Genomic DNA, 8,770 nt, shown 5'->3' with positions numbered 1-8,770 from the left:
CGCGGCCGTCATACGGGTTCCTCCTCCACCCTGGAGCGACGGCGGCGCAGGCGGTCCCGGCCGGCGGCCGCGTCCTGCGGTTCGTCGGGCGCCGGCTCGGCCCTGTCATGGCTTTCCAGGTGGCGGGCCAGGGCCGCGACGCTCGGGTGTTCCAGGATCGTCAGCGGTGTCACGTCCCTGCCCAGTTCCTCGCTGAGCAGCGCGGCCACCTGGACCAGTTGGACGGAATGGCCGCCCAGGTCGAAGAAGTTGTCCGCGCCGCCGACGGCGGGAAGGCCCAGCGTCTTCTGCCAGACGGCCGCGACGGTCCGTTCGAGCGGGCTGTGGAGGCCCACCGCGCGGCGGCCCGGCGCCGGTGCGTCCACGGGGATCTCCGGCAGCGCCGCCCGGTCGACCTTGCCGACGGCCGTCACCGGCAGCTCCTCGAGGATTCCGATCCTGGACGGCACCATGGCCGCGGGAAGCCGTTCCCGCAGGTGGTCGCGCAACCGCGCGACGTCCGGCCGTCGTCCGGGCTCGAGGACGACGTAGGCGTCCAGGCGCAGCTCGCCCGAGGGCTCCGGACCGACGCGCGCCACCGCGGCCCGGACGTCGGTGTGTCTGCCCAACGCCGTCTCCACCTCGCCCAGTTCGATCCGGACACCGCGGATCTTCACCTGGCTGTCGGCGCGGCCCAGGACGTAGAGCCGCCCGTGCGCGTCGTGTCTGGCCAGGTCGCCGGTGCGGTAGAGGCGGCCGCCGGGACGGCAGCCGAAGGGATCGGGAACGAAGCGTTCGGCGGTCTGGGCGGGCCGGTCCGCGTAGCCGCGGGCGAGCCCGTCGCCGCCGATGCAGAGCTCGCCGACCATGCCGACGGGCACCGGCCGCAGGTCTGCGTCGAGCAGGTGCACGCAGGTGTTCTCGATGGGCCGCCCCACGCTCACCGGTGTGGCGTCGACGCCGATCTCGCCGCAGGTCGACCAGATGGTCGTCTCGGTCGGCCCGTACATGTTCCACAACTGCCGCACCCGGGGCGCCAGCGCGGCCGCGAGCTCCGGCGGCACCGCCTCGCCGCCCACCAGCGCGGTCAGCCGGGGTGAGCCCGGCCAGCCGTGGTCGAGCAGCATGCGCCAGGTGACCGGGGTCGCCTGCAGGACGGTGGCGGACGCGTCGTCGAGCAACTGGGCGAGCAGCCGCGGGTCGGCGGCGGCGCGTTGGCCGGCCAGCGTGACGCGCGCGCCCGTCACGAGCGGCAGCCACAGCTCGAGTTCGGCGATGTCGAAGGAGGCGGTGGTGACCGCCACCAGGCTGTCCTGGGCCGAGATCCCGGGCTCGCGGCCCATGGACCGCAGGAAGTTGGCGAGGGAGCGGTGCGAGATCTGCACGCCCTTGGGGACGCCGGTCGAACCGGAGGTGTGCCGGACGTAGGCGAGTTGGTCCGGGTCGACCGGCAGGTTCAGGTCCGTGGCCGGGTGCGCGGCGATGGCGTCCCGGTCCTGATCGGTGCGCACCAGGCGCCAGTCGCGTTCGGGCAGGGCCCGCGCGCCGGCGTGGTCGGTGACGAGGACCGGCGGGGCGGCCGCGGCCGCGACGAGGCCGATCCGCTCGGCGGGGTGCAGCGGGTCGATCGGCACGTAGGCGGCGCCCGCCTTGTGCACGGCGATCATGGCGGTCACCAGGTCCTCGCCGCGGTCCAGGCAGATGCCGACCAGGGTGTCGGGGCCGGCGCCCAGCTCGCGCAGACGGCGGGCCAGCCGGTTGGCCCGGGCGTTCAGCTCGCCGTAGGACAGCGAGCGGTCCTCGAAGGTCAGGGCGGTCCGCTCGGGCCCGCGCGCCACCTGTTCCTCGAACAATCGGTGGGCGCAGCGCACCGGTTCGCGGTCCTGTGCGTGGGCCCGCGGGTCCGGCCGGGGCGCCGGCGGGGTCGCGCCGGCCGCGCTGAGGGCGCCGACCGCGGCCTGCGGGCGGGCCGCCGCGTCGTCGGTCAGCGCGAGGAACTGTTCCAGCAGACAGGCGGCGGTCTCGTCGTCGATCTCGTCACGCCGGTGCTCCAGCGTGATCCGCAGCCGCCCGGCGCCGCGCTCGGCGACCAGGGACGCGGTGAACGGCCCGGTCCACACGGACGTCCGCTCCAGCGTGAACGCCGGACCGTCCGGCGCCGCGGCCATGTGTGCGTCATGGAACGCGAAGCCCCAGGTCGGATGTGCCGACGGGGCGCCGTGGCCGGTCTTCCAGTTGAAGAACTCCAGCTCCTCGCGGGCCTGCTGGGCCGCCCGTCGGCCTCGCTCCACGACCTCGGCGAACGGATCGGCCTCGGCGAGCGGGCACACCACCGCGAGCACCTTGGCGCACGGTCCCACGACCGTCTCCAGCTCCTCGTAGACCCGGGCGTCGGTCACCCGGCCGAGGACCACCTCGCTGCCGCGCATCTGCTGCCACAGCAGGGTCTGCCAGCACGCCGACAGGAAGTCCGGCAGCTCCGCGCCGTGGGAGGCGGCCGCCGCCTCGAAGCGGGCGAGCCGGGCCGCGGAGAGCTCCACCGAGCGCGCCCCCCGTCCGGCCTGCGGGACGTGCCCGGAGGTCGGGAACGGCAGTACCTGGCCGCGTACCAGCTCGCGCAGCCGCTCCAGTTGCCGGTCGAGCAGGCCGTCGTCCTCCTCCAGGAGGGCGTTCTGCCAGTCGGCGAAGCCGCCGTACTGGACGGCGGGGTCGTCGTCGTCCTCCCGGCCCCAGAACCGGGCCAGTTCGGAGGTGAGGATGCGCAGGGTCCCGGCGTCGGCGAGCAGCGCGGGCAGGCTCAGCGTCAGCGAGTGACGGTCCTGCCCGGTGCGGGCGACGACGGCGCGCAGGGCGGGTCCGGCTCCCGGCCCGCGCGGGGGACCCGGGTGCGGCGGGTCCGTGGCCGTACCGTCACCCGGTTCGACGACGTCCAGTGCGTATCCCGCCTCGCCGGGCACGAGCCGGTCGGTGTACCGCCCGGGCGACGGGACCTCGGTGCGCAGCAGGTCGTGGCGGTGGACGATCGCGGCCAGCGCGCGGCGCAGATCCGCCGTCCGCAGGTCGCCGTCGATCCGGATGACGCCGTGCGCGTCGTGGGCGTCGCCGGCCGAGGCGTGGATGTGCCGCTGCTGCGGGGAGAACACCAGGGCGTCCATGTCACTTCCTCCCATGGCCCGCGCCGGTGTGGTTCGGGCTCTTTCTCACACTGTCGAAGCGGGCTCGGGCGGCCGCGGCCCGCTCCCGGGCCGCGGCCCGGCGCCAGGTCTCCTCCGCCTCGGCGGCCACCTCCGCCACGGTCGCGTCGGGCCGCTGCGCCATCGCGACGAGCAGGGCCTGCAGTTCGCCCGCGAGCCTGCGCGCGGTCGGGGGCGTCAGGGCGTCGGCGTTGTACACCAGTTCGCCGCGCAGGACCGTCTCCGTGTGCACCACGTGCAGCGAGAGGTCCAGCGTGGTCGTGTCCCCGCCCGGGTCCTGGGGCGTCACCGTGACCCCGGGCGGCCCGGCGGTCCGGTCGGTGCGCCGGTGGTACTCGATCTCCACCTGGAAGATCGGGGCCCTGTTGATGCGGCGGGTCGGCGCGAGCAGCTCGACCAGCCGGTCGAACGGCAGCTCGCCGTGCGCGTGCGCGGCGAGGGTCGTGTCACGGACCGTCGTGAGCAGGCTGCGCACGCTCTGCTCGCCGCGCACCTGGCTGCGCAGCACCAGCTGGTTGGTGAAGAAGCCGACGATCCGCTCCAGTTCCACTCTGCCCCGGTTGGCGGTGCCGGTGCCGACCACCAGGTCGCCGCGGCCCGTGTGCCGGTGCAGCAGGACGAAGTAGGCGGCGAGCACCGTCATGAAGAGGGTGACGCCCTCCCGGAGGCAGAACCGGGCCAGTTCGCCGGTCCGTTCCTCGGTGAGCGCGTACGGCACGGTGCCCGCTCGGAAGACCGGTGAGGGGGGAAGAGGGCGATCGTAGGCCAGGTCGAGGGTCTCCGGGGCGCCCCCGAGCTGCCCGAGCCAGTAGTCGGCGGCCTCGTCGAGCGCGCCCTGCCCGATCATGCGCTGTTCCCACAGGGCGTAGTCGGTGTAGCGGACCGGGAGCGGCGGCAGATCCGGCACGGTGTCGTCCAGGAGCGCCGTGTAGAGCTCCCAGAGGTCGTGGAGCATCAGGTCGGTCGACCACGCGTCGGTCACGATGTGGTGGACGGTCATCAGGAGAAGGTGGCGCCGCGGCGCCAGCCGCAGCAGGGCCGCGCGCAGCACCGGGCCGGCGGCCAGGTCGAACGGCCGGCTCGCCTCGCTCTCCGTCAGACGCGCCGCCTGCGCCTCTGCCTGCGCCTCGCCGAGCGAGGAGAGGTCGACCAGGCGCAGGCCGGTGTCCGCCCGGTCCTCCACCAGTTGCTCGACCGTCCCCCCGTTCTGCCGGAACGTCGTCCGCAGCGAGGCGTGCCTCAGGCACAGGGCCTCGACCGCGGCGGCGAGCGCGCCGGCCGACAGCGGCCCCTCCAGCCGCAGCACGGTGACCACGTTGTGGTGGGCCCCGCCGCGGTCGAGCTGGTCGATGAACCACAGCCGCCGCTGGGCATGGGACAGCGGGACGGGACCCGCGGATCCGGCGGGCCGGACCGGCTCGGCGAGTGCGCCGCTGTGACCGTTGCGGTGGTTCTCGACCCGTCGGGCGAAGGCGGCCAGGGTGGGAGCCTCGAAGAGCGTGCTGAGCGGCAGGTCGACGCCGAGGGTCTCCCGGACCCGGGACGTCACCTGCACGGCGAGCAGTGAATGGCCGCCCGCGGCGAAGAAGCCGGTGTCGGGCGTGATGTCGTGCTCGCCCAGGACCTGGGCCCAGATCCCCCGCAGCAGTTCGAGCACGGGCGCCGAGGCGTCGGCCGCCGCCTCGGGCTCGCGCTCCGGCTGGGGCGGGGCGGGGCGCCGGTGTGCCGGGGCGGTTCCGCCCGGGACGCCGACCGGATGGCCGGGCTCCTTGCCGACGGTGTCCAGGAGCGCGACGAACTCCGTCAGGAACCGTTGCGCGGTGGCCTCTTCGAACAGCTGGGTGTTGTAGCTCAGCGTCCCGGCGAGGCCGTCCTCGCCGTCGACCATGCTGAGCGACAGGTCGAGAGCCTCCGCCGGGTGGACGACGCCGAGCGGTTCCACGACGGTCCCGGGCAGGTGCCATCCGGCGGGTGGGGTGTTCTGGAACGCGAACATGGTCTGGAAGACGGGGCTGTGGCCGGTGCTCCGGTCGAGCCGCAGCTCCTCCACCAGCCATTCGAACGGAACGTCCTGGCGGGCGTAGGCGGCGACGGTGCGCTCCTTCACCTGGGACAGCAGGTCCCGGAAGCCGGGGTCGCCCCCGAGGTCCGAGCGCAGCGCGAGCGTGTTGACGAAGCATCCGATGACGTGCTCGAGGTCGCTGTCGTCCCGTCCGGCGACCGGTGTTCCCACGACGACGTCGGTGTCGCCGCTCCAGCGGTGGAGCAGCGTCTGCAGCGCCGCGAGCAGCGTCATGAAGAGCGTGGCGCCCTCCGCGTGGGCCAGTTCGCGCAGCGCTGCGGCGACCGGCTCGGGGACGACGAAGTCCGTCGTCGCGCCGTCGTGGCCGAGGACGGCGGGCCGGGGCCGGTCGGTCGGCAGGCCCAGGCGGTCCGGGATGCCCTCCAGCGCTCCCTTCCACCACTCCAGACGGGTCCGTAGACCGGGCTCGTCCAGTCGGCCCTGCTGCCACCTCGCGTAGTCCGCGAACTGCAGCGGCAGCTCGGGGACGGCGGGCCGGCGGCCCTGGGCGAACGCGGCGTAGTGGGCCGACAGTTCACGCACCAGCAGCCCGTAGGACCAGCCGTCGGCGACGATGTGGTGCAGCGACAGCAACAGGACGTGCTCGGTGTCGGCCGTCCTGATGAGCGTCGCACGCAGCAGCGGGCCCTGATCGAGGACGAACGGGCGCCGTACGTCGGCCTCGCGCAGGTCCCGCACGGCCGCCTCGCGCTCGGCGTGGGCGAGGTCTTCGAGGTCGACGAGGGGCAGCGGGTCGTCGGGGCCCGGGCCGACCACCTGGACGGGCCGGTCGTCGGCGGCCGTGAACGTGGTGCGCAGGATGTCGTGACGCCGGATCACGGCCTGGAAGGCGCGGCGCAGCGCGTCGGTGTCGAGCGGGCCGACCAGACGCAGCGCTTCGCGCACGCCGTACAGGGTGCCGTCGGGGTGCCAGCGGTCGAGGAACCACATGCCGCGCTGGGCGAAGGTCAGCGGCGCCGGGCCGTCGCCCGTGGGCCACCGCCGCCCCGGCCGGCGGCCCGCGGAGGCGGCTCTCTCCAGCAGGAGCCGTTCGAGCTCGGCCCGCCGGCGCGGGGAGAGGCCGGCCAGGCGCTGGGCCGGCGACGTCGTGGGGTCGGGTGCGTTCACGGTCGCGGCTCCTGGTCTGCGAGGTGATCGAGCCCTTCCTCGTCGGGCGTGCTCTCCAGGTCCGCGATCAGGTCGAGCAGGTCGTCGCCGGGGTCCTGGGCGAGCGAGAGCGCGGTGATCTCCGTCGCGAGTGCGGCGATGGTCGGGGCCTCGAAGACGACGCGCAGCGGCACCTCGACGCCGAGCGACTCGCGCACCCGGGCCACCGTCCGACTGGCCAGCAGCGAGTCCCCGCCGATGGCGAAGAAGTCCTCGTCGGCGCCGATGCGGTCGCGTTGCAGCAGGTCGCACCAGATCCCGTGGAGGAGGAGCTCGATCGGGCTCTCGGCGCGCGGCCCTGCCGGGTCGGCGGACTCCTCGTCACCGGGCGCGGGCAGCGCCCGCAGGTCGATCTTTCCGCCGGAGGTGAGCGGAAGGGCGTCCATGAGAGTGATGTGGGAGGGGACCATGTAGTCGGGCAGCCTGCCGCCGACGAAGCCGCGCAGTTCCGCGGGGGACGGACGGGCGCCGGGGGCGGGGACGCAGTAGGCGGCGAGCCGCCCCTCGTGCGCCACGACGACGGCCGGGCCGATCCCGGGGTGCTCGGTCAGCGCCGCCTCGACGTCGCCCGGGTCGACGCGGTATCCGCGGACCTTGAGCTGGGCGTCCCGGCGTCCGACGAACTCCAGTTCGCCCGCCTCGTTGCGGCGGGCGAGGTCGCCGGTCCGGTACATCCGTGCGCCCGGCCGGTCACCGAACGGACAGGGCAGGAACATCACCGCGGTGAGCGCCGGGTCTCCGACATAGCCGCGGGCCAGGCCGGTTCCGGTGATCCACAGCTCCCCCACCTGTCCGTCCGGCACCGGAGCGAGGTCGTCGTCCAGGAGGTGCACGCCGGTGTTCGGCAGTGGCGTCCCGATCGGCACCTTGGCCAGGCTCTCGATCTCCGCCGGGTCCATGGAGGGCAGGTAGAGGGTGGCGGCGATGGTGGTCTCGGTGGGGCCGTAGGCGTACACGAACCGGGGCCGGTGGCGGACCAGCCGCGCCCAGGCCGCCAGCCGCTCCACCGGGATGCTCTCCCCGCCGGTGATGAAGCAGCGCAGCCAGGGCACGGTCCGGCCGGTGGCGGAGAGGGTGTCGATCAGGAGCTGGAGGTAGACCGGCGGCAGCATGACGCCGGTGATGCCCAGGCGCTCGCAGTCGGCGATCAGTTCCGGCGGCGAGGTCCAGTTGGGGGCGGGATGCACCACCAGGGCGGCGCCGGCCAGCAGCGTCGGGTAGATCTCGGCGGCGGCCGCGTCGAAGCTCAGGGCGGTGAACTGCAGGACGCGGTCCTCGGGGGTGAAGCCGTAGAGGGCGGTCTTCGCCAGAGCCCGGTCCCGCAGCGCCCTGTGGTCGATCATGATGCCCTTGGGCACGCCGGTGGACCCCGAGGTGTAGATCACGTAGGCGAGGTTTCCGAGCGCGACACCGCTGTCGAAGGGCAGTGCGGAGCAGTCCGCGATCGCCTTGCGGTCCCGGTCGACGCAGACCACCGGCCCGTCGTGTCCTGCGAGTTCGCCGGCCAGGGACTCCTGGGTGAGCATCAGGTGCGGGCGGGCGCTGCCGAGGATCAGCGAGAGCCGTTCCGCGGGGGTCGTGGGGTCCAGCGGCAGATAGGCGCCGCCGGCGCGGAGGACGGCGAACAGCCCGACGATCATGTCGAGCGAACGTTCCAGCCGCAGCGCGACCACGGAGTCGGGGCCCACACCGAGGCCGGCGAGGTGGCGACCGAGGCGATTGACCTCCTCGTCCAGCTGACGGTAGGTCAGCTCGCGCTCGTTCAGGACGACCGCGGTGGCGTCCGGGGTGCGGGCCGCCTGAGCGGCGAGAAGCTCGGACACGTTGCTCATCAGTCTTCCTTCCTGTCGGCGGCCCCGCCCGGCCAGACCGCGTACTGCCGCAGCCCGTAGATCAGGGGAGCGGCCCGCGTGAGGTGCTCGACCGCACGGACCTCCCCGATGACGACGGTGTGATCACCGGCCGGCTGCAGGCTGTGGACGCGGCACTCGGCGACCGAGCGGGCGTCCAGGTCCAGCCGGGGCAGGCGCGCCCCGGCCGTCGGCGTCCACCTGACGGAGCGGAAGCGGTCGGTGTCCCCGGCCGCGAAGAGCCGAGCCGTCTCCCGGCCGCCGTGGTGCAGCAGGTTGACTGCGAAGTGGCCGTGGTCCCTGAGCGCCCTCAGGGTGCTGCTGCGGTTGTCGATGCAGACCAGGAGCAGCGGCGGGTCCACGGAGACAGCGCTCAGCGAGGAGCAGGTCAGCCCGAGCGGGCCGCCGTCGGCATCGACCGTGGTCACCACCGTCACGCCGCTGGGAAAGCCGGCCATCAGCGACCTGAACTCCGCCGCGCGGTCCTGCCGGGCCACGGCGATGTCGACGTCCTTCAT

4 protein-coding genes are annotated in these 8,770 nt (G+C 74.1%); all 4 read right to left on the bottom strand.

Going from position 1 to position 8,770, the window contains the following annotated elements:
• Nucleotides 1-8: 8 nt before the first annotated feature.
• Genes ACZ7DE_RS23040 through ACZ7DE_RS23025 form a run of 4 tightly spaced genes read right to left on the bottom strand, consistent with a single transcriptional unit; the run spans nt 9 to nt 8,770 of the window.
• The gene (locus ACZ7DE_RS23040; protein WP_470764032.1) at nt 9-3,134 is read right to left on the bottom strand and encodes a non-ribosomal peptide synthetase; all 3,126 of its coding nucleotides are present in this window, start codon (nt 3,132-3,134) and stop codon (nt 9-11) included.
• Nucleotide 3,135: 1 nt separating this feature from the next.
• Nucleotides 3,136-6,363 (bottom strand): condensation domain-containing protein, encoded by a 3,228-nt coding sequence (locus ACZ7DE_RS23035; protein ID WP_470764031.1) that lies wholly within the window; start codon nt 6,361-6,363, stop codon nt 3,136-3,138.
• Nucleotides 6,360-8,234: a non-ribosomal peptide synthetase gene (locus ACZ7DE_RS23030; protein WP_470764029.1), complete on the bottom strand. Its 1,875-nt coding sequence runs from the start codon at nt 8,232-8,234 to the stop codon at nt 6,360-6,362. Before ACZ7DE_RS23030 ends, ACZ7DE_RS23035 begins: the two co-directional genes overlap by 4 nt.
• On the bottom strand, nt 8,234-8,770 hold the full coding sequence (locus ACZ7DE_RS23025) for a flavin reductase family protein (protein WP_470764027.1): 537 nt from the start codon (nt 8,768-8,770) through the stop codon (nt 8,234-8,236). The genes ACZ7DE_RS23030 and ACZ7DE_RS23025 overlap by 1 nt, the downstream gene beginning before the upstream one ends.

It is taken from the genome of Streptomyces sp. NPDC037083 (genome assembly GCF_055606485.1).
Note: the sequence above shows the minus strand (reverse complement) of the source record. Positions and strands in the feature narration are given on the sequence as shown.